Origin of the sequence: Bacillus basilensis (assembly GCF_050630465.1) — a bacterium.
Lineage (GTDB): Bacteria > Bacillota > Bacilli > Bacillales > Bacillaceae_G > Bacillus_A > Bacillus_A basilensis.
In genome coordinates, this window is record NZ_JBNTQO010000006.1 from 261,810 (window position 1) to 283,909 (window position 22,100).

Consider the following 22,100-nt stretch of genomic DNA (forward strand, 5'->3'; position numbering starts at 1 on the left):
TTCCCCTTTAACCTGAAATTTTTGGTGTTGATGCTAATAATGTTTTTGTATAAGAATGTTGTGGATTACGGAATACTTCATCCGTATTTCCAAATTCAACAAGTTCTCCTTTATATAAGACAGCCACTTTTTCACATAAATAGTGAACCATCGGCAAATCATGCGCGATAAATAAATATGTATAGCCTTGTTCCTTTTGAATTTTTTGCAACAGATGTACAATTTGAATTTGGAGTGAAACATCTAACGCTGAAATTGGTTCATCAAGGATTAATACTTCTGGCTCACATAATAACGCTCTTGCAATAGCGATCCGTTGACGTTGTCCTCCGCTAAATTCGTGTGGATAGCGATCAATATATCGTCTATCTAATCCAACACGCTCTAGCGCATCACCTGCGACTTTATCTTTCAATCCTTTATCACCGAGTCCGAATGAAATATATCCTTCCGTTACGCTATCGCGTACTTTCCAGCGCGGATTTAATGCAGCTGTGGAATCTTGAAAAATGAACTGTACTTTCTGTAAGAAATCACGCTTATGAGCCGCCTTTAACTTGTGAACAACTTGATCGTTATATTCAATTTCACCAGACGTTGGTCTCTCAATCCCAGCTATGAGCTTACCGAATGTTGTTTTTCCAGAACCACTTTCTCCAATAATGCCAAGTGTTGTTCCTTTCGGGATAGAAAGTGATATATCTTTTAACGCTGCCAATTCTTTATTTTTACTTCCATACGTTTTCGTTACTTGCTTTACCGTAATTAAATCTGTCGTCATGAAGCATTCACCTTCTCTTTTGATTTCGCTTCGTTATGCTCTAGAACATGTTGCCAACAATGAGAACTATGCTCCCCAGAATATGTTGTTCTTTCTGGGAAACGATGAATGCATTCTTTTATTGCTACTGGGCAACGATTTACAAAAGGACAACCAAAGCTATTTAGTGTTTCAATAGAAGGTGTCGTTCCTTCTATTGCACGTAATACCTTTTCGGAATCATCCATATTCGGAATTGCTTGTAATAAATTTTTCGTATACGGATGTTTAGGAGAACCTATTACTTCCTCTATCGTTCCTTTTTCAACAACACGTCCTCCGTACATGACAACTACTCGGTCAGCTACTTCACGTACAAGTGCCAAATCATGTGTAATCAACAAAATACTCGTATTTTGTTTTTCTTTCCGCTCTTTTAATAACCCCATAATTTGTTTCTGAATCGTTACATCTAATGCCGTTGTAGGTTCATCTGCAATAACAAGTTTTGGATGACACGCAAACGCAATTGCTAAACAAATACGCTGCCTCATACCTCCGCTTAATTGATGTGGGTACTGTTCAAAGCGTTTCTCTGCTTCATGTATCCCTAAATCATTTAACAAATTAATCGCAATTTCTTTTGCTTCTCTTTTCGACTTTTTCTCATGCTGCAAAATTACTTCTGTAATTTGTTTTCCAACTTTCATCGTCGGGTTTAAAGAGGACAACGGGTCTTGAAAGATAAACGAAATATCTTTCCCTCGAATTTGATTCCATTCTGATTCTTGTAAATTCGTTAATCCTTGAGACTGGAAAGAGATGCTTCCATCATCAATGTGAATAGACTCTTGATTTAGTCCGATAATGGATTGTGCTGTAACACTTTTTCCTGAACCACTTTCTCCTACAAGTGCAACGATTTCGCCTTCGTTAATAGAAAAGGAAACATGCTTCACAATTGCTTGCTTACTATTCTCTTTTTCAACGGCTAACGTTACGTTTTCTAAAGATAAGAGCTGTCCCATGTTTTTTCTCCTTTCGATTCCTTTTTACGATTTTTGGATCAATTGCATCTTGCAAACCATCACCAATTGCATTAAATGCAAACATAATGAGCGCAATCATCAGCGATGGGAAGAAGAGTTGCCACCATTCCCCGCTCAATAATGTCCCGAGCGCATCATTCGTCATCGTCCCCCAGCTTGCTGCCGGTGATTGTACCCCGAGTCCGATGAAGCTTAAAAATGATTCTGAGAAAATAGCTGCTGGAATTGTAAATGATAAATTTACGATAATAATGCCTGTTAAATTCGGAATGATATGTCCATATATAATCTTCATATGCGATGTACCTAATCGCTCTGCTGCAATAACAAATTCCCTTTGCTTTAAAGATAAGACTTGCGCTCTAACGAGACGTGCCATACCAATCCATCCTGTTAATGCAAGAGCAATAATAATTGTAAAAAGTCCTGGTTTCATAATAATTAGTAATAAAATAACAATTAATAAATATGGGATACCGTATAATATTTCAATCCCCCGCACAATCCACTCATCAATTAACGTTCCAAGGCGATTACGCCCTCTCACATATCCACTAAATCCCCCAATCAGTACACCAAGTCCTATATCAAGAACAGCTGCTACTAATCCAACTACTAATGAAATCTTCCCACCAGCCCAAGTACGCGCCCATATATCTCTACCTAAATCATCTGTTCCAAACCAATGCTCACTACTAGGAGGTAAATTTGTCGCCTCTTTTACTTGTTCACTCGCAGTGAAAGTGGTTAAACTTTCACCGATAAGAGAGAAAATAATAATGAGTAACAATGTCACCGTTCCTAGAACTGCGATTGGGTTTGATACAAACTTACGAAACACTTCTTTTTTTCTGCTAATCGTTTGCTGATCTTTATTTATTGTTAATTCTTTTTTCTCTTCATTCGTTAATAATTGTTTATTGATTTCATAACCACCCATTTAAATATCCTCCCTCCTTACGTAATAGAACGAATACGCGGATCAACAATACGATGAATAATATCTGTAATGAAAATACAAGAAATTAATAATGCACTATAGAAAATTGTTGTCCCCATAATTACTGGATAATCCCGGTTAAAAATACTATCTACAAAATATTTTCCGAGACCGGGAATTGCAAAGATTTTTTCAATAATGAAAGTTCCTGTTAAAAGCCCAGCCATTAACGGTCCAACAAACGTTAGTACTGGAACAATTGCATTTCGAAGGGCATGCCTTATAATAATCTTCTTAATTGGTATACCTTTCGCTCTTGCTAATTTAATATAATCACTCTGCAAAACTTCAATCATATTAGAACGAACAAATCTTGTAATCACTGCGATTGGACCTAGCGCCAATGCGAAAGATGGTAATACCGTATGTTCAAATGTTCCCCAAGAGGCTACTGGTAAGAGCTCAAATTGAATAGCGAATACTTGTATGAATAGCGGTGCTAAAATAAAACTTGGAATAGAAATACCGAGAATCGCAAGTAAACTCACACTATAATCAATTACTCTCCCGTGATAGAGAGCAGCAAATGTACCTGCAGCAATTCCGACTAATAGTGAAATAATAAGTGCTTGTAAACCGATAATTGCTGATGGACCAAATCCTGTCGTTATAATTTCTGATACACCTTGCCCCGTCGATTGAACGGATTCACCAAAATCAAAATGAACTACACCTTCTAGATACGCAACATATTGATTCCATAACGGTTCATCAAGGTGGTACTTCGCTCTCATATTCTGCACAACTTCCGCTGGAAAGATCTTTGCATCTGATGAAAATGGATCGCCTGGAATAATGTGCATAATCAAAAATGTTACTGTTGTAATGATCCATAGTGTAAACACCATAACTGATAGTTTTTTAACAAAATACACTCCAATAACCTCCTAAACACATGAATTTACTTTGTTTTATTAACGTATTTTTCCCATTACTCCCTTTTTCCTTTTTAGAATACAAAAAGCCTTGATCTTAAAAAAAATAAGATCAAGGCTTAATAAACAAAGGCCCATCACTTATCTTTCAAGACTTGCTTGCTGGAATTAGCACGGTGTTCATCTTACAGAACCCGCTGCTGAGGTGTCATAGGGCCAGTCCCTCTACCTCTCTGGATAAGTAAATTGCTATATTATTATTTGGTTCAAATTGTATATTTTGAATTATAATTCTGAAAAAATGAAAAGTCAATTAGATTGGATATATTTAGAAAAATCAGTTTTCGATAGCGTCATTTATCTAAATTACAATTTTTCGCTTATACTAAAAAGAAATCATATGAAAGGAGTTATATGATGGATCCCTTACTGCTTGCTACTATAGGATTACCATTAACAATCGTTATACTTGTCATCATCGGCTTCTATAAACTCTTTATTAAAAAGAAACATATCACTTCTTTTTATACCCCCTTCGATAATATTACCGGACAAACAATTTCCGAATTTCACGAAGAGCAGAAGGTATTAGTATCTGAAGATGAAGACGGCGATGGTAAGAAGAAAAAATAACCTTGCACAGGCAAGGTTATTTTTTCGTTTCTGCTTGGAAACGTTTATAGTATGTCGATGCTGTTGCAAAGTTAATTTCTATATCACGAATCAACGATGAATCTTCTTCTTTAGCCAGCTTCTGTAATTTTTTCATCGCTTGTTCCGATTCATTCAAGAAACCAATATATACCTCATGTTCTTGCTCTTTCGACTTCGGAACACGAATTTCTTTACGTATATGATCAATACCTTCTAACATGTTCGTTGTTACCTTCTGCACATCTTCTTTATATGCAGCATTTGTTATTTCCTTACCGCCCTTTTCTTTTGCAACTTCAAATAACTGCAGTGCTTTATTAATTTCTTTATTCATTTTCAAATCATATTTTTCATGTACTGCACGGTATTCTTTCATCTCTTCCGTTTGCTCAGTAGACTGCTCTACCTTTTCTTTCGGTTCTTTCGTATCTTTACTTCCATTACATCCTGCTAGAAGGATCATACTTCCCATTACAGCAATACCCAAAACCTTCTTCATCTCGAATTCTCCTTTTATCTACAGCTACTACTCATTATAGTTTCTTTTATCTCCACTTGTTATTATACCGAGAACACCCTACTTTTTACACTTAAGACGACATCGTAATATATATACCAACATGTTTGTCACAGTATCGTCACTTTATACAAATAACTTTTGCACTGCTTTACTACCTCACCTTACAAAACTGTAAGCACACATAAAGAACAAACCATGCTAGACTTACATATGCATAAAGCAAGCATATGTAAGTTTTTAAGGAGAATCATCTATGTACAAAACAATGTCTTTTATGGGAGAAGATATTCGTGTCCTCATTCGCGAAAAGTCGCTTCATATTGAAAATACAGAGAGCCTTCGCCGGGTATTAAAAAAGAAGCATGCTCCATTTAAGTTAGCCCAATATTTAAAACAACAACATACAAATCAATTTTATACTGTGCTAAATATATCGGATAAATCATTAACAATCGAAATCATTGGTCACGTCTACATTGGAAACTTTGCAGATATCTTAAAAGAAATCCCACGCATACCGAAGATTGCTCCTATTATCGTTAAAAAAGCGTATAAAATTACCGATCACACCGATATTATCGACTGTGGTGAAAAAGAAGTCGATAGTAATCGGTGGGTGTGGGATAAACTTGCTGTTTTATATGATACGATCATGAATAATATGTATGAGGTATTTCAAAGAAATAAAAAAAAGAACTGATTCAAATATTCCCTTTGAATCAGTTCTTTTTTGTTAAGCCTCTAAATTTTGTCTTTGTTGCAGTTCAAACTGCTTCTCACTTCTTCTGGCCATAAAGAGATAACATAACACAGCACCAATTTCACAAAGAGCTATCACAATCCCCATCGGTAATGCAGTATTGCTTCCACCAATACCTACTAACGGCGCAACAAGTGCTCCTGAAATGAACTGTAATAAACCTAATAAAGCTGATGCTGTTCCTGCAGCTTGTTTCTGATTTCTCATCGCTAACGAGAACCCCGTTGTTGATACAACCCCGACACTTGATACAACAAGGAATAATGAACATAAAACACCAATTAAACCTATTCCCAGTACGATTGTCAGTAGTAAAGATAAGCCACCAACAGCTGCAATAATAATACCAGCAACAAATAATGTCTTCTCATTCACTTTCCCCGCTAAACGACCCGTTACCTGACTAGCAATAATAATACCGATACCGTTAATCGCAAAGAATAAACTAAATTGCTGTGGTGATGCTCCGTATATATTTTGCAATACAAATGGTGATCCCGAAATGTAAGCAAACATTGCCGCTGTTACTAATCCTTGTGACAATGCATATCCCATAAACAAACGATCTTTTAGGAGTTTCCCATATGTCGCCAATGTCCCTGACAAACCGCCTGTTTCTCTTTCTTCAGGAGGTAATGTTTCACGTAATACGAAAGTAGCGGATATTAACATAAATACACTAATTGCTCCAAGAACGATGAATACACCGCGCCATGTTGTGAACTGCAATAATTGCCCCCCAATAATCGGCGCCAAAATAGGTGCTGCTCCATTTACTAACATGAGCAGTGAGAAGAACTTCGTCATTTCAGAACCTGAGTACATATCACGTACCATTGCACGTGATATAACAATCCCGGCTGATCCTGAAGCTCCTTGTAGGAAGCGCAATAACACTAAAGTCCAAATAGATGGCGCAACAGCACAAAGTAATGAAGATGCAACATAAACAATAAGAGCAATAATAAGAGGTTTGCGCCTTCCGTAAATATCACTAATTGAACCAATAAATAATTGTCCTACTGAAAGCCCCAGCAAACAAGCTGTCAATGTAAGCTGTGCAAGGGATGCACCTGTTTGTAAATCATCCGTTAATTTCGGTAACGAAGGCAAATACATATCAATAGATAACGGCCCAATTGCCGTAAGTGTCCCTAGTACAAGAATCATCCATAACCTGTTTGTCTTTACAGGCTTATATATTTCCTGATTAACCTCATTCACTTTTTCCATTCACCCTTTCCTACACATACTAAATCGTAACAATTATAGTTACAACATAAACATACGTCAAGTATAGTGCATTTTCCTGTTTAATTCTGTAAAAAAAAGCGATAGAATCTCTATCGCTTTACTTGTTCAAATTACTATTTGTAAATTTAGATACTGAAGACATCGCCTCTCCTGTATCTAAATATGTGATTTGAATTGGATCTCCCACTTCTGTAAACATAGCATATGGGAACTTTTTCGCAGGTATCATAAATACTTTTTGTTCGTTCTCTAACAGTACATAAACAATTGTATTTTCACCTGATTTTTCTTTATATACACGTTGTACAACGCCTTCTTTTTGTGCCTCTTTACCACTTGAAGTCGGTCTAAATGAATCTCCACTTCCGCTCAGCGCATTTTTATAATTCTCAAGCGCTTCTTTTTGCGTCGAACCTGTTGCAAATATTTTCGCATTAGAAGCATAGATAACCGTATGAGCACGTACTAATCCTCCGTCATCAATAACTGGTACAATCCAAGAAGGTTTGCCATACACGTTATAAATAACCGGCATTGTCCCATGCCACTTTTCTCTCTTAAAGGAGTTATCCACTACTTCCGAAGCAGCTGAACCATCCATAATTCCCTTTACTTCTTTTCCGTTATAGTAATACAACTTACCTGTACGCGCATCAATAAGCGAGTAACCTAACGCAGAATCTACTCCTTCTTTCGGAGAGGTGAAATCAGTAAAGTAATATAGAGTTCCATCCTTACCGAAGATTGGTGTAACTCCTTCTTTCGTTCCCCACTCAGTCGGGATCTTCATATCAGTTTGCGAGAATTTTGTATTCCAAAATCCGTGAATATATTTACCGAAATACGTATTTAATGTAGATGCGGTCTCGTGATTTAATACGCCATCAACAAATTTAGGCGCCTTTCCTTTATCGTATCTTTTCACTTCACCTGTTTGTGCATCTACTACTACAACGCCCTCTACCTCAAATCCAGATCTCCCTGAAATAAATTCACCATACGTCATTGTATAATACGGTTTCCCTTTATCATCAACTTCGAATTTCGGTTTCCCTTTAAAGATTAAATTTGGTTCTGCTTTTCGTACAACACGTTCTAAATTATTTCCGAAAAACATGCTTGGCACGTATTTCATTTTATAACCGAGGTGCAGTTTCGCTTCCGCATCAGGGTTTGTACCTGACATCGTTACGTAGCCTGGAATTGTCTCAGCTTTACGTGCTTTAAAAAATCCTGAAACTTCAATCGGTGCTACATATAAAGCTTCGCCATTTACCATTTGCGGAGTTAATTCCCCTAGTTCAAAATAAGCTACTTTCGGAATATCTCCAAATACTTTTTTCATCTTATTCTCCGCTGTCTTTGGCGGCACTGTAAACGGCTGGTCATTTTCAGTAAATGGTTCTGAAATATCTTTCTCTATCTTCACAACAGAATCATATTTCTTTTGCGTGATTACTATATCATGCACATAACCAAAATATCCGTAACTTGCGAGTAAAATAAACATTAGAAGTCCCTTTAACGTACCTTCCAATTTCCCTACCTTATCTTGTGAAAATAAAACAAGCCCAATTAATATCGCTACTGCAACAGCATAATGAGTAAGAATCGAATCTACTCTATCATCAATTAGCCAAAGATATTCATAGATTGCAATCCCTATCCAAAATAAAACAGGAATAACTAAAATGGATGATTTCTTACCCTTTACAACCTTCTCATCCCCTTTCTTATCCACTGCTCGAATTCTACTACCGCTTCTTGTCCATGGAATCAAAAACAAAGTGAGAATAGCTAAAACTAAAAATTTTATCAAAGGCAATGTCCCCTTTTCTTTTGTCTTCCCCTTCAGTATAACAAATAAAGGTTATTCAGGTAAAAATGGGAATGGTCATATTTTTTTACTGCTTAATACAATTCCGCTCGCTACATATAAGATTGATGCAATGTAAAAAATCGTACCAATCGTAAAGAAATCTACTAAATATCCTGTTGCGATAATCGCTACTGCTCCACCAATCGATGTCCATACATGGTATTTCCCAATCTCATAACCGGCATTTTCCTGCACAACCTTTCGTGCTAACGACGTCTTCTCTGTATTACGTTGCACAGCCCCTAAAACTCCCATTACAATTTGAAGAATATACACATGCCAGACTTCCGTGGCAATAGGAAAACAAAGCATTAATATTGCCATGGACCAGGCATATATAATTAATAATTTTTGATCGCCTACTCTATCAGACAGCTTTCCTACTAACGGGTATACAAGTGCTGAAGTTAAAGCGAACAAACCATATGCCCAGCCAAATTGTGAGAAGCTATTCCCAACGTTTCGAAGCAATAGTATATAAAAGGGAAACACCATACTTCCCGCCATCATAATAATGCTTTGTGATGCTACAAATCTTCTATATGTCATTTCGTATACTCCCTATAAAATAAATTCACAAATCTCTCTTTAGGATCCGTTTCTTTTTTCTTTCCAAGAAATTCTTCTATACGAGGATATGCTTTCTTTAACTGCTCTTTCGTTGGATAAGAATAATACGTTAAATAATAACTACCGTTATGATTTAACGTAACATCAATCATCTTTTGAATAACACCCTCTGTTTTCTTTATCTCATTTTCAGAACGGCCCTGGTTAACTAAAAGGACCAGTGCAAACATATCATCTTTCGCATAAGATAAAACTGCATTTTCGTTCTTTTCCACATAACGAATCGTAATATTGAGCAAATTAAACTCTTCCTCATTTAATACGTTACGTAAATCATCTATGTATTCCGTGAAAGAATCTATAGGCACAAAGTATTCTTGTAACACCTCTGTCCTATTCGGATTTTCATATTCCATAAAGGCACTATCGGATCTCATAACATTATTTCGCGTCTCATACTTTCCATCTGTACGCTCAAAATACCTTCTTTGTATATCCCAAAATGTATTCTTTCCCCAATCACTATAGCGTGATAATCCAAGTAAAAATTTCGGCACAGCTATAATAGTTTCTTCTTTTAACTCACTATACTCTTCCCTCATATTTTGATTTTGCGCCAATGTATAATCTGTTACATACATCTCTTTTAAAAATGAGTTTGGAGCAACAGAAATACGAGCTAAGTGCATACGAACATTTTCATCTTTTTTCACTTTCTCTTTGAAATAAGACGTGTATTCTTTATAATCTAGCATTTTCGTATGCATTTCATATAATTCATCTTCTGTTAACTTTAAAGTCACATCTAAAATAACACCAAATAACCCATAACCACCAATGACATAAGGAAATAAATCCGCATTCTCTTCTCTACTTACATTACGTACGGTGCCATCTGCCATTAATAATCGAAATGATTCGACTGTATCAATCAATGCTTCATGACGAATATCACGACCATGTACATTCACACTTAATGAACCGCCAACTGTAAAAATATTTTGAGACTGCATTACTTGAACGGCCAGGCCATATGGATTTACTTTCTTCTGAATATCATTCCACGTGACACCGCTTTGAACTGTAATTTCCTTCTTCTCTGGGTTAAATTCTAATATTTTATTATACCCTTTCATATCAAGCATCGTACCATGTGCATAATATGTCTGACCGCCTTGACTATGTTGCATACCAGCAATAGAAATCTTCTCTCCTGAAACATTTGCATCTCGCAATAATTGTATTAACGAGTGCTCATCTGTAGCACTTTCAACACGTTTTATTTTTGTCGGAAGCAATTTGCCTACATCACTCATAATAGGATGATCAAGTTGTTTTTTATATGTATGTACAGACGTTGCAAGCAAAACGGTATACGCTACAATGACAAATGCTATCTTTCTTTTTTTCAAATGACACTCTCCTTATTAGCAACAAAAAGAGATACCCATTCTTTCAGGTACCTCCCTTAACATTCATTACTTGGCTGCTGGTATCTGTATTGGCTCAAACTTTTCGTACGATGTATATTTTGCATTCGTAATAATGTGCGCCTTATCCCCACCATTACTACTCATAATCATATCAATCTTCGCTGATTCATATTTAAAATCTTTTGTAATTATATATTCTGCATCCACTTCTTCTATCTTTGCGTTTTGCGCTTGTAGCATTTTCTTCTGCGTTTCATCCATGCTAGTTAACATACTTTCTGTTTCTTTCCCTTTTAATGCGAACTTCAGTTTGTATTTATCTCCGCTTTTCTCCATCTTCATTTTATCTAACACTACTGCTGGCACCTCTAAATTATCTATAATATCTTGAGTTGCTTTCATCCCACCAGCATTTAATTGCTCCTCTGGTACAGATATAACTTCTCCTGTAGCAGGATTTTTCACCTGACCTGCAACTTTACCATCCACAGTATATACTACAATATCCGTACCAGAAACATTCATTTCAGAACGAGAATTCTTTGTCTTTGGCTCTAATTGCATCTTAGCCTTTAATATATCCATCTCTGTTCCCTCAGCTTTTATCCCTACATCATATGTCATCGTTACATGTTCTTCATTTTTAAAAGCTTCGTTCGTTTTCGTGAAAACATCCTTCGCCGTTAATTCCTTTTCTTTTTGAACTGATTCTTTTTTCGGTTCATCTGTCTTTGCTGTTTTCTCATTACTACATCCTGCACCTAACATAACTGCAAGGACTAAACTAGAAGTTAAAATAAGTTTTTTCATAATTACCCCTCCTTTCCAAAAGGATATCATCTGTTTCCCTCTGAAATCTATATAATTTTTAATCTCCCTATTTAACTTTATTACTCTCATAGCAACATTTTTAAAGAATTAGTTAAATATGATGTAAATAACAACAACTCATTTCAGGAGGTCATTATGAAAGCAATAATTTGCACAAAGTATGGACCGCCCAATGTTCTCAAACTTCAAGATGCAGAGAAACCTATCCCTAAAAAGAATGAGGTATTAGTCAAGATTCACGCAACAAGTGTAACGACTGGAGATTGTAGAATACGCGGCTTTAATAGCCCTCTCTTATTTTGGATTCCTATGCGGATCATATTAGGTTTTAGAAAACCGAGAAAGCCTATACTCGGTGTAGAGTTATCCGGTGAAATCGAAGAAATAGGAACAGATGTAACTCAATTTAAAAAAGGAGATCAAATTTTTGCATTAACAGAGCTTAATGTCGGTGGTTATGCAGAATATACATGTGTACATGAAAGTGGATTAATAACATTAAAGCCTACCAATGTGACGTATGAGGAAGCAGCAGTTATTCCCTTTGGCGGAACTTCGGCACTACACTTCCTAAGAAAGGCCCGTATAAAAAGGGGGCAACAAGTGCTAATATATGGTGCATCTGGATCAGTAGGAACAGCTGCCGTACAACTTGCTAAATATTTCGGCGCAATCGTTACAGCTGTTTGTAGTCATTCAAATTTTGAACTAGTGCAATCTTTAGGAGCTGATAAAGTAATCGATTATACAAAAGAAGATTTTACTAAGCAAGGGGAATACTATGATATTATATTTGATGCTGTTGGAAAACATAATAGATCCCTTGGAAAAAAAGCATTAACGCCTACTGGTGTATATGTCTCTGTTAATGGCATGATGGCAAAGGTCAGTAAAGAAGATATGTTTCTACTAAAAAAACTAACTGAAACAGAAAATTTAAAACCCGTTATTGATAGAACTTACCGATTAGAAGAAATTGCTGAAGCTCATATATATGTAGAAAAAGGGCATAAAAAAGGGAATGTCTCGATTACCTTAAAATAAAATATATTCAGAAAATAACGTTGACAATTCTTTTTGTAAGATTTACTATTAGTACCATATTAAAAAACTACATACACATACTCTTATCAAGAGTGGCGGAGGGACTGGCCCGATGATGCCCGGCAACCGAGCTTATGACGTATAAGCTAAGGTGCTAATTCCTGCAAAACGAGTTTTCGTTTTGGAAGATAAGAGAGGAACCTATTTTGTCTATTCGGCACCTCTCTTATTTTGAGAGGTGCTTTTTATTTTGAAACGTATATTAAGGGGGAATTATAGATGAAAAAGGTATTATTGAGCATTGTAAGTGGAGCGGTACTATTATTAGGCGCATGTAGCGGGGGTTCAGATAAAGAGGTAAAAGCGTTAGATGAGAAAAAGATTACTGTCGGCGTAACAGGTGGACCGCATGAACAAATTTTTGAAAAGGTAAAAGAAGTGGCAGTGAAAGACGGACTCGAAATCGATATAAAAGTATTTAATGATTATGTAGCACCAAACGTATCTTTAGATGAAAAAAGTCTCGATGTAAATAGCTATCAAACGAAATCATATTTAGACGTATTTAAATCTGAACGCAATATGAAATTAACTGAAGTATTTTCAACTGTAACATTCCCTATGGGCGTATATTCTAAAGATATAAAAGATGTAAAAGACTTAAAAGAGGGCGATGCAATTGCTGTACCAAATGACCCAACGAATGAACTTCGCGCTTTAAAGCTATTTGAAAAAGCAGGGGTTTTAAAAGTGGATCCAAAAGCTACAGAAAAAGCGACTGCAAAAGATGTAATTGAAAATCCAAAAAAATTAAAAATCGTTGAATTAGAGGCATCTCAATTGCCAACACAACTAAGTGAAGTGAAAGCAGCTGCAATTAATACAAACTTTGCATTAGGTGCAAAATTAAGCCCTGCGAAAGATTCTATTTTCCGTGAAGGAAAAGATTCACCATATGTGAACTGGGTCGTTGTTCGTACTGAAAATAAAGATGATGCTGTTGTAAATAAATTAAAGAAGGCTTATCAATCTAAAGAAGTAAAAGAATTTATCGAGAAAAAATTTGATGGTTCTGTTTTACCGTCTTGGTAGGAGCTGAGGATAATGATTGAATTGAAAAATGTATCCAAAGTATTTACAACAAAAAAAGGGAATGTGGAAGCTCTTAAACCTACTTCCCTTCAAGTAAAAAAAGGTGAGGTATTTGGAATCATTGGATATAGCGGCGCTGGTAAAAGCACATTAATTCGCTGTGTAAATTTATTAGAAAAACCAACGACAGGAAACATCATTGTAAACGAGCAAGATTTAACAACACTGTCGACAAAAAAACTAGCAAAAGCGCGACAAAAAATCGGAATGATTTTTCAAGGGTTCAATTTACTTAAAACCGTTACCGTCTATGAAAATATCGCACTACCTTTACGCCTTGCTGGCATTCCGAAAGTAGAAATTGAAAAAAGGGTGGAAAAGTATTTACGTATTGTCGATCTTTTCAATCGAAAAGACGCCTATCCAAGTGAGCTTTCTGGTGGTCAGAAACAACGTGTGGCCATCGCTCGTGCACTATCACATGAACCGGAAGTGTTATTAAGTGATGAAGCGACAAGTGCTTTAGATCCAGAAACAACTGATTCTATTCTTGATTTGTTATTAAAAATCAACGAAGAAATCGGAATTACGATTTTACTCATTACACATGAAATGAACGTTATCCAGCGTATATGCGACCAGGTTGCTGTTATGGAACAAGGGGCTGTAGTCGAAAGCGGGACTGTGAAGGATATTTTCACAAACCCACAACATGTAACAACAAAGAAATTTGTAAATAGTGCCTTTGCAGCGAAAATTCCAGAAGAGGTACAAAAAGAGCTACAAAGTACCGGGGAAATCGTAAGCCTTTCATTTATTGGCACTACTTCAGGGGAACCTGCTTTAGCTGTTGCCACAAAACGTTTCCAAGTATATCCGAATATTTTATCCGGTAATATTACGCAATTAAAAAACGAGGCATACGGGAAACTTGTCGTTCATATGCAAGGTGAACAAAATGAAATTCACCGTGCTTTATCGTTTTTACAAGAGCAAGGAATCATCGTAGAAGGAGGTAGAACAGACTATGGGAAACAAGTCCTTTTTGGATGAATGGGGTAAAGTCATATGGGAATCAACCATTCAAACATTTCAAATGACATCTATTTCGCTGTTAATTTCTATCCTTATTGCGTTACCACTTGGCGTCACACTTGTTTTAACAAGACCTGGTGGACAGCGCGAAAATAAAATCATCTATCCTATTCTAAATACAATTATTAATATCATTCGTTCTCTTCCATTTATCATTCTATTATTCTTTATTTTACCTTTTACAAAGTTTCTAATGGGGACCTCTATTGGTGTGCAAGGTGTGATTGTACCACTTGTCGTATTTACAGCTCCTTATATTGCACGTTTAATGGAAACGGCTTTATTAGAAGTAGACCGTGGTGTGATTGAAGCATATCAAGCAATGGGAGTCTCTACTATAAAAATCATTTGGCACGTCATGGTGAAAGAAGCGCGTCCCTCCCTTGTACTTGGATTAACAATTGCAACGATCGGCTTAATTGGCGCAACAGCAATGGCTGGTCTTGTAGGTGCTGGCGGGCTAGGGGACTTAGCATATCGCTTCGGACATTTACGCTATGAACCTGAAGTAATGTATGCAACCGTGTTTATTTTAATTATCCTCGTTCAAGGATTACAGTCTTTAGGAAATGGTGTCGCACGAAGATTGAAGAAAGATTAAAAAAGAAGGTATCTCACCAAAATGAGATACCTTCTTTTTATCTTTTGAATCCACCTTCTGAATGAATAACTTGCCCCGTAATCCATTCTGCTTCTTCACTTACTAAAAACTTAATGAGCCTTGCTGCATCCTTTGGCTCACCAATTCTGCCAAAAGGAAACATTGGTTTTAATCCTTGCTTTATCTCTTCATTCATCCATCCTGTGTTAGTTGGCCCTGGATTAATTGCATTCACTGTTATTCCTAAATGAGCCACTTCCGCCGATAACGTACTAGTAAGAGCATCAATAGCTCCCTTCGTTGTTGCATACGCCAGTTCTCCTGCCATAGGCCCTTGAAATTGCCCCGAAGTCATATTCACAATTCTACCACCAGATTTCTTATCAAATCCTCGGGCAAATTGACTACTTAACAATGTTGTAGCACGAACATTTACCATGTAATGCTTATCCAAATCTTCAGCAGTCAAATTAGAGAAATCATTATTCGTAGAATACGCTGCATTATTAATTAATATATGAGGGTACCCTAGTTGTTCAGTAACTTTATTTATAAGCTCTTTCGGTGCATCATTCTGAGTTAAATCTAACTCCATACTCGATACTTTCACACCGTTTTTTAGCAACTCTTCTTTTAATTGTATTTGTTCACTTTGATCAACGCCCCAAGGCATCTCTTTATCGTAAGCTGTCCAATATGTAAAAAATATATCGTATCCCGCTTCAGCTAATTCTTTACAAATCGCTGCGCCTATACCATCTAAACGACTTACACCTGTAACAACCACTACTTTATTTTTTAATTGATTCATCATATACTCCTCCAATTTTAAAGGATGCATATTTTATATAAGAGATATAAATTTCCCCACATACGTATCTATCCTTACAAAAGGGATGTACAAGCCAAATATGCAGTCCTTGCATGATTTATAGATAGCTAAATAAACCCTCACTTATGAGAGAAAAATTTATCTATCTAATTTCTAATCATTACAAATTCATCCATATATTGAGTCCTTGTCTCCTTTCCATATATCTCTATTTCTATCATACCAATATGATGTAATACTTCAAATGATAAAAAAATAAAAGTCACTATTTCATGCCAAATTCCTATCAATTTTACTATATTATAATATTTAAATAATGGAAATAATCAGAAAAAAATGCTGGTAAATATTGACTAGCCTTCTTATAATAAAACGTGGGGCTAATGTGAGAATTTAGTTTTAAACAAATAGGGGGAAGAAACATGTCAAAAAAATTACTTTCTTTATTTTCTGTAGTAATCGTAGCAGCTTTTGTAATAACTGGCTGTGGTCAAAGCGATACGACAAATAAAGAACAAAAAGAAAACAAAACAGAAAAAACGGATACAACGAAAGAAAATAAACCTGAAGAAAAAAAATCCGAAGACAAGAAAACTGAAGATAAAAAGACGGAAAATATCGCTACTAGCTCCAGCGATTATTCTAAACTGATTTCCTACATGGAAAAAGAAACAGGCGGGAAAACAAAAGTTCTTTTTGAAAATAAGGAACCACAAGTCTATAAAGCTGAAGATGTTTCAGTATCAATGAATAGTTATACATTAGTTGAATTAAATGGATTACATACGGACTTTAACATTCCATTTAACCGTCAAACAGAGGGCGGAGTTATTCTTGTGAACTATAGCGTAAAAAATAGTTCAGCTAAAGATATCTATTATATGCCAGCATTGGACATATCGTTTACTGGTGCACAGAAAGTATATAGTAACTATAGAGATTTAATTCCAAAAGAAGATCAACTGCCAACTAAGCTTGCTCCAACGAATGATTACTTAGTAAAAGCAGGAGAAACTATTTCTGGTTATATCGCTTATCCATTCGGAAAAGATGATTTAGAAAAAATTTCTAGTCTCTCAACAGTCTCAGTCAATGTCCCGACCGCACAAGCTAATAAAGGGAAATTTGATGCCCCAATCGGAAGCCCTGGAAACTTTTCATTAAGTTTAAACAAACAAGGCTCTGAAAAAGTTGCAGCAGATAAAACTTTCTACCAAGATAAAGCTACAGCTAATAACATGGGCGATAAAAAAATGTTAAAAGAGAAATCAAGTATTAATAACAGCCAAGAATTAGGCGCTGTTAATGTTACATTAGATGGATACCAATTTACTCAATTCACACCAAATTCAGTTGAAGCTCCGCGCTTTGCAAATTTCAAAAATGGTATTGTTCTATTAACAGTACAATTCAAACTTGATAACAAAGATACACAAGACGTTTCACTATCTCCTATAAGCTCTACATTAAGAGTGAATGATGGTACACAATATACAATTAACGAAGGTATGCTACTAAATTACGACTATAACGCTTCAGTCAAAACGGGAACATCTGGAGAGTTACTGCAAGTATTTATTTTAGATCAAGAGCAGTATGAAAAGATTTGGAAAGACAAAAGCTTTGAGATTGAGTTAGGACCTATGAGAAATAAAGAAGCTAAAGATATTTCACAAGGTAAAAAAGCGAAATTTACATTACCTAAATAAATTACTAAATATATAATAGAAAAGGCATATAACATATGATTGTTATATGCCTTCTTTATTTTTATAAAAACACTATTTTTGTTCACATTATATCCATTGTGAATCTTCTCACAATGGATATATAATAAACTTGTAAATACAATATTGGAGGGATTTCAATGGTTATCAATTTTTTAAGAACTGATAAACGTGCTGCTTTCATATTATTATTTTTACGGCTTTACATAGGATATGCATGGCTTGCTGCTGGGATAGGTAAAGTTTTCGGACAATCCTTTGACGCAAGTGGTTTTCTAAAGGGCGCTATCGCTCAGGCGTCAGGTGATCACCCTGCTGTGCAAGGTTGGTGGGCAGATTTCCTTCAACACTTTGTTCTTCCAAATGCAGACCTATTTAGCTTTTTAGTTCAATGGGGCGAAATTTTAGTAGGTCTAGGTTTGATTTTAGGCGGATTAACAAAAACAGCTGCATTTTTCGGAATCATAATGAACCTTTCATTTTTATTAAGCGGAACTGTTAGTGTAAATCCAAACCTGCTTATTTTAACTATGTTCATTTTAGTTGCAGGACAGAATGCTGGACGTATTGGATTAGATGGCTATGTTTTCCCTAAACTTTTCCGTAAAAACAACCATGAAACATATAAATTAAGTAAAACTGCGTAGTAACAGTTTAATTTTAAAATATAAATAAGAAAAAGAGCCTGATTATAGGCTCTTTCTTATTTACTCCAAATCTTATAATCATTTAAATCTTCTCAGTAATGATTTAAACGCAGTTTACAACAAGCTAACTCGGTTGCACAGCAAAAACACCTGTGCCGATATCCATTATATAGTACTAAAAATCTTTCATACTTTCTCCAAGAATATAGTGTGAAAACCACATCAAATTCTGCTTCATAATGGCCACATAAATTCCTGGCTGATCCGAGCTATATGCCATTCCTTTAAATATAATTAATTCTGTATCAACTTCCATATCTCTTAATCCTTCATATAGCTCATATGCATTTGTAATTGGAATTCTTACATCCTTTTCCCCATGTTGAATTAAGGTAGGCGTACAGGCTGATTTAATATATGTCATTGGTGATGTTTTCTTATATATATCTAGATCATTCCATGGAGTATCTCCTAGATACATTCTAATAAAGTAAGGGATATCTGTATGTACATAATGGGTACTCCAATTAGTAATTCCACCCCCCACCGAAATAGCTTTAAATCTACTACTAAATGTAGAACAGAAAGCCGATATATATCCCCCATTACTCCATCCCATAACTCCTACTCTATCTTTATCTACAATCCCTTTTCCAACTAGTTTATCCACTCCAGATACAACATCATCATAGTCAGCAATTCCCTGTTTTCTATAGTTTGCTTTTAAGAATTCATTACCATAACCAGAACTTCCCCTGTAGTTTGGTTCTAAAACGATAAAGCCTTTTTCAACAAACTGTTCAATCGGATATTTCTCATTAAAACAGTCTGAAAATATCGGAAAGGATGCCCAAGCCGGACCACCATGAATTACTACTAATAAGGGATATTTTTTATTTGCGTCAAACTCTACAGGAGTTGATAAAACACCCTCTATTTCCAGGTCATCACTACTTTGCCATGAGATGATTTCCCTGTTACTTTTAAGCCTTCCTTCGAAAAAGCTATTTTCATTGGTTATTTTTTTATCATCCAAATAGATTTCAAAATTTTCATTTGTTATAGCCTTATTATAGGTTATATGATTTCCATCCCTTGTTATGGAAGCATCCATTATAAAGCCATCTACTCTTTCGCTTAACATTTCCACAGTACCCTCCTCACATAGCAATCCAATGAGGTAATTCGTTTTATCCTGCCATCTAATTAAAATTCCTTTAGCTGTCCACTGTAATGGCATAACCGTACTATCAAAATCTGTTAAAGGCTGAATTATCTTTCCACTATTCATATCATATATCTCTAATGTACTCTCTTGTATATGGTTTTTATAGTAATCCTTCTCTCTTATGCTTGCTGAGTAACATATTTTGCTGCCCTCAGGAGAAAAGTAAACACTCCCTCCCAACAACTTATCTATATTCATCTTTTGTAGTTCCCTAGATTCAATATCTAATATGTATAGATCACCATTCATATAATCGTTTAGGCTTGGTGTAGCCATACATACAACCTTTTTCCCATCATTTGAAATATCAAAGTTATGTATATAAAAATCCTTACCGTCCGTTAATTGATAAACACCGCTAACCTTCCGTTCCTGTTTATCATTTTGTTTCACTTTTTCTATTTCAATGTAGTATAAACAATTATTTTGATGTTCCTTACCTACATGATAGAAATCTCCATATAGTTCCTTACGTTTCTTTATCTTCTCACATTCTTTTGAATGTGCAATATAATAAAAACCTTTACCAGTAGGATCCCATTTGAATGTGCTGATTCCTTCTTCCTCATCAGTAATTTGTATCCCAGCATAACCATCTAGTGACTTAAGAAAGATCTGATTTTTAATATCCCCGTCACCACCTGGGCTAAGGTAGGCAATAGTCTTAGAATCTGGGGACCATAATGGATGTGTACTATCTATATCTCCAGTTGTTAGTGGATAACTCTGCCCTTTACCTGTTTCATATATCCATACATGATTTCTATATGTATTGTCTTTCCAGTTAGCTGTCTTCTTAACAAACGCTACGTTTTTGCCATCATCACTTATCTTTGTACTTGATAAGGCCGGTACTGAAATAATCTCTTCTATACTTAAATATGTTTTTTCACTCACTTTCATCAATATGCCCCCTTGTAATGTCCATAAATCTCTCGTCTCTTTTTGTCATAATAAAGGAAATTGTTCACGGATACTTAAAATAGTAACGGAAAATTCAGATAAATAAAAGTGAATCCGATAAAGTAAAATTTTAATCTATAGGGTTCTATCCAATTACTAATTTTAGATATTCTTTTTCAACACAAAAATACCCCATTAGATAAAATATCTAATGGGGTACAAATTCATAAATTTATTTTTAAACTACAACTATATGTTGATTTTGAATAAAGTTTGATAAAAAGTATGCTGCAAACGTTGATTTTATAATAGAAGAATTACTTACATTTTGAAAAAAGATTGATTAAAAATAGATTCTTGTGAATTAGTGTACAATTTTTATAAAAAAGTTTGATTAAAGCTCATTGGGAATCCTTTAATCAAAACATCGCAATTTTATTTCAAATCTGCATTAATGCGCACGAGTGGAAGTATTCAAGAGATTATGGAAATGCCAATGTAAAAAAAGGATATTTTTTGCTTTTTATTTATTATTTTTTCCTATCACTATATCGCTTATGTATTCATAATTATTTTTATTTACTTTCGAGATAATTATCAAAGTTAAATATACACTGTTACCTGTTTGCTAAAGATGAATTTTGTGAAAATATAAAATTTACTTCAAATATTTTACATGGTATTGTAGTTCTTAGATAAGTTAATCACGTCAGTGTAAATGTCAGGAGTGAATAAAAAAATGAACTATCATATTCATGTAATACCAGAAGAATTAGAACGTATTGCAAGGGATTTTTCTACTGCTGCAGAAGAGGCTAGAAATATTTTAAATCAAATAAATACGTTAGGCTCTAATTCAAAAGAACAATGGGAAGGGAATAAACATAAAAAATTTTTAGAAGATTTACCCGAATGCATAAAACCTTTAAATGAATACATTCATGGTTTACACGAAACCAGTCAGAAAATACAGCAAACCGCTACTCAATTCCGAAATGTAGATGAATAGCGTTAACATAATGAAAAGGAACCTGCATAGGTTCCTTTTCATGTTTCCAAAACATACTCAATTAAGTAACTCTACAAATACCTCTTCTTCTTCATCTACAAAACCCACAAATATAATTTCTTCAATATCTTCATGATTAAATACAAATGTATAATCAGGGTTAATGTATCCCTCCGGATAAAAACAACCAATATAGTCATACATGCTAGCTTCTTCGACCATAAGTATTTGTTTTCTTCCGTAAATTACAATCTTTTTCGTCCCTTCCTTTAGCAAAACAATAGAACCATTTGGTAATAGCCTTTCTTTAGAAAATTCCATAGTTGTCCATCCTCTC

22 protein-coding genes and 2 riboswitches are annotated in these 22,100 nt (G+C 35.2%); of the genes, 9 read left to right on the plus strand and 13 right to left on the minus strand.

Features of this window, described 5'->3' with window-relative positions; translation table 11 throughout:
• Window positions 1-7: 7 nt before the first annotated feature.
• From ACQVV1_RS15445 to ACQVV1_RS15460, 4 genes are read right to left on the minus strand one after another with little or no spacing between them, the layout of a single operon-like run.
• The gene (locus ACQVV1_RS15445) at window positions 8-781 is read right to left on the minus strand and encodes an ABC transporter ATP-binding protein (RefSeq protein ID WP_242256375.1); all 774 of its coding nucleotides are present in this window, start codon (window positions 779-781) and stop codon (window positions 8-10) included.
• Window positions 778-1,788: an ABC transporter ATP-binding protein gene (locus ACQVV1_RS15450; RefSeq protein WP_242256376.1), complete on the minus strand. Its 1,011-nt coding sequence runs from the start codon at window positions 1,786-1,788 to the stop codon at window positions 778-780. The genes ACQVV1_RS15445 and ACQVV1_RS15450 overlap by 4 nt, the downstream gene beginning before the upstream one ends.
• On the minus strand, window positions 1,745-2,749 hold the full coding sequence (locus tag ACQVV1_RS15455) for an ABC transporter permease (protein ID WP_242256377.1): 1,005 nt from the start codon (window positions 2,747-2,749) through the stop codon (window positions 1,745-1,747). Before ACQVV1_RS15455 ends, ACQVV1_RS15450 begins: the two co-directional genes overlap by 44 nt.
• 17 nt (window positions 2,750-2,766) lie before the next feature.
• Entirely contained in the window at window positions 2,767-3,684 is a 918-nt protein-coding gene (locus tag ACQVV1_RS15460) for an ABC transporter permease (RefSeq protein WP_242256378.1), read from the minus strand.
• A 138-nt stretch (window positions 3,685-3,822) separates the two neighbouring features.
• Window positions 3,823-3,928, minus strand: a riboswitch (SAM riboswitch).
• A 173-nt stretch (window positions 3,929-4,101) separates the two neighbouring features.
• Here ACQVV1_RS15460 and ACQVV1_RS15465 point away from each other — a divergent pair.
• Window positions 4,102-4,317, plus strand: coding sequence for a DUF3951 domain-containing protein (locus tag ACQVV1_RS15465; protein WP_242256379.1), 216 nt, complete (start codon window positions 4,102-4,104; stop codon window positions 4,315-4,317).
• 16 nt (window positions 4,318-4,333) lie between these two features.
• Here the strand turns inward: ACQVV1_RS15465 and ACQVV1_RS15470 are convergent, their stop codons facing one another.
• Window positions 4,334-4,837 carry a hypothetical protein gene (locus ACQVV1_RS15470; RefSeq protein WP_242256381.1) on the minus strand — a complete coding sequence of 168 codons (504 nt, stop codon included), beginning with the start codon at window positions 4,835-4,837 and terminating at the stop codon, window positions 4,334-4,336.
• A 274-nt stretch (window positions 4,838-5,111) separates the two neighbouring features.
• Between ACQVV1_RS15470 and ACQVV1_RS15475 the strand changes: the two genes are divergently transcribed.
• A complete protein-coding gene (locus tag ACQVV1_RS15475) occupies window positions 5,112-5,558 on the plus strand; it encodes a hypothetical protein (protein ID WP_431169062.1) in 447 nt (148 codons plus the stop codon).
• A 33-nt stretch (window positions 5,559-5,591) separates the two neighbouring features.
• Here ACQVV1_RS15475 and ACQVV1_RS15480 read toward each other — a convergent pair whose 3' ends face one another.
• The 5 genes from ACQVV1_RS15480 to ACQVV1_RS15500 all read right to left on the minus strand — a co-directional run bounded on the left by ACQVV1_RS15480 (window position 5,592) and on the right by ACQVV1_RS15500 (window position 11,564).
• Window positions 5,592-6,851 (minus strand): multidrug effflux MFS transporter, encoded by a 1,260-nt coding sequence (locus tag ACQVV1_RS15480; protein WP_142332696.1) that lies wholly within the window; start codon window positions 6,849-6,851, stop codon window positions 5,592-5,594.
• A gap of 118 nt (window positions 6,852-6,969) precedes the next feature.
• Window positions 6,970-8,688: a DUF3981 domain-containing protein gene (locus tag ACQVV1_RS15485; protein ID WP_242256410.1), complete on the minus strand. Its 1,719-nt coding sequence runs from the start codon at window positions 8,686-8,688 to the stop codon at window positions 6,970-6,972.
• 78 nt (window positions 8,689-8,766) lie between these two features.
• The gene (locus tag ACQVV1_RS15490; RefSeq protein WP_063223548.1) at window positions 8,767-9,300 is read right to left on the minus strand and encodes an MFS transporter; all 534 of its coding nucleotides are present in this window, start codon (window positions 9,298-9,300) and stop codon (window positions 8,767-8,769) included.
• Window positions 9,297-10,733: an FAD-binding oxidoreductase gene (locus tag ACQVV1_RS15495; RefSeq protein ID WP_431169063.1), complete on the minus strand. Its 1,437-nt coding sequence runs from the start codon at window positions 10,731-10,733 to the stop codon at window positions 9,297-9,299. The genes ACQVV1_RS15490 and ACQVV1_RS15495 overlap by 4 nt, the downstream gene beginning before the upstream one ends.
• 66 nt (window positions 10,734-10,799) lie before the next feature.
• Window positions 10,800-11,564, minus strand: coding sequence for a hypothetical protein (locus ACQVV1_RS15500; RefSeq protein ID WP_431169064.1), 765 nt, complete (start codon window positions 11,562-11,564; stop codon window positions 10,800-10,802).
• Between the two features lie 156 nt (window positions 11,565-11,720).
• On the opposite strand from ACQVV1_RS15500, the gene ACQVV1_RS15505 reads away from it, so the two are divergent.
• The 4 genes from ACQVV1_RS15505 to ACQVV1_RS15520 all read left to right on the plus strand — a co-directional run bounded on the left by ACQVV1_RS15505 (window position 11,721) and on the right by ACQVV1_RS15520 (window position 15,417).
• Window positions 11,721-12,629 (plus strand): NAD(P)-dependent alcohol dehydrogenase, encoded by a 909-nt coding sequence (locus tag ACQVV1_RS15505; RefSeq protein WP_309259610.1) that lies wholly within the window; start codon window positions 11,721-11,723, stop codon window positions 12,627-12,629.
• An 80-nt stretch (window positions 12,630-12,709) separates the two neighbouring features.
• A riboswitch (SAM riboswitch) is annotated at window positions 12,710-12,824 on the plus strand.
• Window positions 12,825-12,908: 84 nt separating this feature from the next.
• Window positions 12,909-13,721, plus strand: coding sequence for a MetQ/NlpA family ABC transporter substrate-binding protein (locus ACQVV1_RS15510; RefSeq protein WP_431169065.1), 813 nt, complete (start codon window positions 12,909-12,911; stop codon window positions 13,719-13,721).
• Window positions 13,722-13,733: 12 nt separating this feature from the next.
• Window positions 13,734-14,774: a methionine ABC transporter ATP-binding protein gene (locus tag ACQVV1_RS15515; RefSeq protein ID WP_242256391.1), complete on the plus strand. Its 1,041-nt coding sequence runs from the start codon at window positions 13,734-13,736 to the stop codon at window positions 14,772-14,774.
• Entirely contained in the window at window positions 14,749-15,417 is a 669-nt protein-coding gene (locus ACQVV1_RS15520; RefSeq protein WP_242256393.1) for a methionine ABC transporter permease, read from the plus strand. The genes ACQVV1_RS15515 and ACQVV1_RS15520 overlap by 26 nt, the downstream gene beginning before the upstream one ends.
• A gap of 37 nt (window positions 15,418-15,454) precedes the next feature.
• On the opposite strand, the gene ACQVV1_RS15525 is transcribed toward ACQVV1_RS15520, so the two are convergent.
• Entirely contained in the window at window positions 15,455-16,231 is a 777-nt protein-coding gene (locus ACQVV1_RS15525) for an SDR family oxidoreductase (RefSeq protein WP_063223542.1), read from the minus strand.
• Between the two features lie 440 nt (window positions 16,232-16,671).
• Here ACQVV1_RS15525 and ACQVV1_RS15530 point away from each other — a divergent pair, with 440 nt between their 5' ends.
• Window positions 16,672-17,958: a DUF5068 domain-containing protein gene (locus tag ACQVV1_RS15530; protein WP_309259608.1), complete on the plus strand. Its 1,287-nt coding sequence runs from the start codon at window positions 16,672-16,674 to the stop codon at window positions 17,956-17,958.
• Between the two features lie 158 nt (window positions 17,959-18,116).
• A complete protein-coding gene (locus ACQVV1_RS15535; RefSeq protein WP_242256397.1) occupies window positions 18,117-18,623 on the plus strand; it encodes a DoxX family membrane protein in 507 nt (168 codons plus the stop codon).
• A 175-nt stretch (window positions 18,624-18,798) separates the two neighbouring features.
• Here the strand turns inward: ACQVV1_RS15535 and ACQVV1_RS15540 are convergent, their stop codons facing one another.
• Window positions 18,799-20,754, minus strand: a complete 1,956-nt coding sequence (locus tag ACQVV1_RS15540; protein WP_242256399.1) for a S9 family peptidase — start codon at window positions 20,752-20,754, stop codon at window positions 18,799-18,801.
• A 739-nt stretch (window positions 20,755-21,493) separates the two neighbouring features.
• On the opposite strand from ACQVV1_RS15540, the gene ACQVV1_RS15545 reads away from it, so the two are divergent.
• A complete protein-coding gene (locus ACQVV1_RS15545) occupies window positions 21,494-21,763 on the plus strand; it encodes a WXG100 family type VII secretion target (protein ID WP_309259606.1) in 270 nt (89 codons plus the stop codon).
• Window positions 21,764-21,820: 57 nt separating this feature from the next.
• On the opposite strand, the gene ACQVV1_RS15550 is transcribed toward ACQVV1_RS15545, so the two are convergent.
• Entirely contained in the window at window positions 21,821-22,084 is a 264-nt protein-coding gene (locus ACQVV1_RS15550; RefSeq protein ID WP_071728650.1) for a DUF4176 domain-containing protein, read from the minus strand.
• Window positions 22,085-22,100 lie beyond the last annotated feature (16 nt).

What these genes read in the sequence shown, in the direction of transcription:
- ACQVV1_RS15505 (WP_309259610.1), top strand. Translation starts at nt 11,721, where the DNA reads ATGAAAGCAATAATTTGCACAAAGTATGGACCGCCCAATGTTCTCAAA.
- ACQVV1_RS15465 (WP_242256379.1), top strand. Translation starts at nt 4,102, where the DNA reads ATGGATCCCTTACTGCTTGCTACTATAGGATTACCATTAACAATCGTT.
- ACQVV1_RS15550 (WP_071728650.1), bottom strand. Translation starts at nt 22,084, where the DNA reads ATGGAATTTTCTAAAGAAAGGCTATTACCAAATGGTTCTATTGTTTTG.
- ACQVV1_RS15510 (WP_431169065.1), top strand. Translation starts at nt 12,909, where the DNA reads ATGAAAAAGGTATTATTGAGCATTGTAAGTGGAGCGGTACTATTATTA.
- ACQVV1_RS15445 (WP_242256375.1), bottom strand. Translation starts at nt 781, where the DNA reads ATGACGACAGATTTAATTACGGTAAAGCAAGTAACGAAAACGTATGGA.
- ACQVV1_RS15450 (WP_242256376.1), bottom strand. Translation starts at nt 1,788, where the DNA reads ATGGGACAGCTCTTATCTTTAGAAAACGTAACGTTAGCCGTTGAAAAA.
- ACQVV1_RS15530 (WP_309259608.1), top strand. Translation starts at nt 16,672, where the DNA reads ATGTCAAAAAAATTACTTTCTTTATTTTCTGTAGTAATCGTAGCAGCT.
- ACQVV1_RS15455 (WP_242256377.1), bottom strand. Translation starts at nt 2,749, where the DNA reads ATGGGTGGTTATGAAATCAATAAACAATTATTAACGAATGAAGAGAAA.
- ACQVV1_RS15470 (WP_242256381.1), bottom strand. Translation starts at nt 4,837, where the DNA reads ATGAAGAAGGTTTTGGGTATTGCTGTAATGGGAAGTATGATCCTTCTA.
- ACQVV1_RS15525 (WP_063223542.1), bottom strand. Translation starts at nt 16,231, where the DNA reads ATGATGAATCAATTAAAAAATAAAGTAGTGGTTGTTACAGGTGTAAGT.
- ACQVV1_RS15535 (WP_242256397.1), top strand. Translation starts at nt 18,117, where the DNA reads ATGGTTATCAATTTTTTAAGAACTGATAAACGTGCTGCTTTCATATTA.
- ACQVV1_RS15515 (WP_242256391.1), top strand. Translation starts at nt 13,734, where the DNA reads ATGATTGAATTGAAAAATGTATCCAAAGTATTTACAACAAAAAAAGGG.
- ACQVV1_RS15520 (WP_242256393.1), top strand. Translation starts at nt 14,749, where the DNA reads ATGGGAAACAAGTCCTTTTTGGATGAATGGGGTAAAGTCATATGGGAA.
- ACQVV1_RS15475 (WP_431169062.1), top strand. Translation starts at nt 5,112, where the DNA reads ATGTACAAAACAATGTCTTTTATGGGAGAAGATATTCGTGTCCTCATT.
- ACQVV1_RS15500 (WP_431169064.1), bottom strand. Translation starts at nt 11,564, where the DNA reads ATGAAAAAACTTATTTTAACTTCTAGTTTAGTCCTTGCAGTTATGTTA.
- ACQVV1_RS15545 (WP_309259606.1), top strand. Translation starts at nt 21,494, where the DNA reads ATGAACTATCATATTCATGTAATACCAGAAGAATTAGAACGTATTGCA.
- ACQVV1_RS15490 (WP_063223548.1), bottom strand. Translation starts at nt 9,300, where the DNA reads ATGACATATAGAAGATTTGTAGCATCACAAAGCATTATTATGATGGCG.
- ACQVV1_RS15540 (WP_242256399.1), bottom strand. Translation starts at nt 20,754, where the DNA reads ATGAAAGTGAGTGAAAAAACATATTTAAGTATAGAAGAGATTATTTCA.
- ACQVV1_RS15480 (WP_142332696.1), bottom strand. Translation starts at nt 6,851, where the DNA reads ATGGAAAAAGTGAATGAGGTTAATCAGGAAATATATAAGCCTGTAAAG.